We start from the raw sequence: 1,879 nt of genomic DNA, 5'->3' as shown, positions 1-1,879 counted from the left end.
CGTAGGGGGGGGGGGGGGGGGGGGGGGGGGGGGGGGGGGGGGGGGGGGGGGGGGGCGGGCCCCGGCCGGGCCCGGGGGGGGGGGGCCGGGGGGGGGGGCGCCCCCCCCGGGCCCCCCCCCCCCCCTGCTGTTCATGCCGATGCCGGCGGGTACAGCGACCTCGGGAGCTGGGAAGCCGCCGCCGTGTCCAGGAGCCACAGGGTGCGGGCCCGGCCCTGGGCGCCCGCCGCCGGGGCCTGGATCTCGCCCGCGCCGGAGAGCGCCATGGCCACGGCGTTCGCCTTGTCCTCGCCCGCCGCCAGGAGCCACACCTCGCGGGCCGAGCGGATCGCGGGCAGGGTCAGGGAGACACGGGTGGGCGGCGGCTTGGGCGAGCCGTGCACGCCGATCACCGTCCGCTCCGTCTCCCGCACGCCCGGGTGCTCCGGGAAGAGGGAGGCCACGTGGGTGTCCGGGCCGACGCCGAGCATCAGTACGTCGAACGTCGGCACCGCGCCATGGTTCTCCGGGCCGGCCGCGCGGGCCAGCTCCTCGGCGTAGGCGTCCGCCGCCGCCTCGACGTCCGTGCCGTGGGGACCGTCCGACGCGGGCATGACGTGCACGCGCTGGGGGTCCAGCGGAACCGAGTCGAGCAGGGCCTGCCGGGCCTGCGTGACGTTGCGCTCGGGGTCGCCCTCCGGCAGGAACCGCTCGTCGCCCCACCACAGGTCGAGGCGGCCCCAGTCGACCGCGTCGCGGGCGGGCGCCGCCGCCAGCGCGGCCAGCACCCCGTTGCCGTTGCGTCCACCGGTCAGGACCACGTTCGCCGAGCCCGTGGAGGCCTGGGCGTCCACGATCTTCGTGATCAGCCGGGCCGCCGCGGCCTGGGCCATCAGGTCCTTGTCGCGGTGGACGACCAACTGCGGAGTGCTCACTTGGCCGCCGCCTTCCGCGTCGGGGACTTGCGGGCCGTCTTGGCGGCGGCCCGGCGCGCGGGCGCCTTCGCCGTGTCCTCCTCGGACGTGGCGACCGCGACCGGCGCCTGCCCGGCGGAGTCCTCGGCGGCCCGCCCGGCCCCGTGCAGCCGGTCCACCCCGAAGCGCAGCGCCGACGCGTAGGTGTCGTCCGGGTCCAGCCGGCGCAGCTCCTCCGCGATCAGCTCGGCCGTCTCCCGGCGTTTCAGCGCCACCGCACGCTCCGGCTGCCCCTCGATGGACAGGGTCGCCAGCCTTCCGTCGGCCCGGTCCAGCCTGATCGGGCCGCAGCTGGTGTCCAGACGGACCGCGGTCAGCCCGGGCCCGGCGGACAGCGAGCGCTGCACCGGCACGTCCAGCCGGTCCGCGAGCCACATCGCCAGCAGCTCGCAGCTCGGGTTGAACTCCTCGCCCTCCACCTCGACGGATTCGACCTCGCAGGTGACCTGGTCGAGGGCGGCCGCCAGCATCGAGCGCCAGGGCGTGATCCGGGTCCACGCCAGGTCCGTGTCGCCCGGCGTGTACGCCTCGGCCCGCGCCGCCAGCTGGCGCACCGGCTCCTCACAGGCGTAGGTGTCGGTGACCCGGCGCTGGGCCAGCGCGCCCAGCGGGTCCCCGGCCGGGTCGAGCGGGCCGTCCACCGGCCACCACACGACGACCGGCGCGTCCGGCAGCAGCAGCGGCAGGACCACCGACTGGGCGTGGTCGGAGACCTCGCCGTACAGCCGGAGCACCACCGTCTCGCCGGTGCCGGCCTCCGCGCCCACCCGCACCTCGGCGTCCAGGCGCGAGGCCGTGCGGTCGCGCAGGGTGCGCGAGACACGGCGGATGACGACGAGGGTGCGGGAGGGGTGTTCGCGGGAGGCGTCGCCGGCGGCCTTGAGGGCGTCGTAGGCGTTCTCCTCGTCGGTGACGATGACGAGGGT

2 protein-coding genes are annotated in these 1,879 nt (G+C 77.3%); both read right to left on the bottom strand.

The window, feature by feature from the left end; genetic code table 11:
* Positions 1-131 precede the first annotated feature (131 nt).
* The gene (gene pgl, locus ACF061_RS00010; protein WP_392264459.1) at positions 132-914 is read right to left on the bottom strand and encodes a 6-phosphogluconolactonase; all 783 of its coding nucleotides are present in this window, start codon (positions 912-914) and stop codon (positions 132-134) included.
* The coding region (gene opcA, locus ACF061_RS00005; protein ID WP_392264458.1) for a glucose-6-phosphate dehydrogenase assembly protein OpcA at positions 911-1,879 on the bottom strand (969 nt) is incomplete at its 5' end. The genes pgl and opcA, both read right to left, overlap by 4 nt.

Origin of the sequence: Streptomyces sp. NPDC015220, from assembly GCF_043079345.1 — a bacterium.
Taxonomy (GTDB): Bacteria; Actinomycetota; Actinomycetes; order Streptomycetales; family Streptomycetaceae; genus Streptomyces.
The sequence above is the reverse complement of the archived record's forward strand: the minus strand, read 5'-3'. Positions and strand labels throughout refer to the sequence as shown.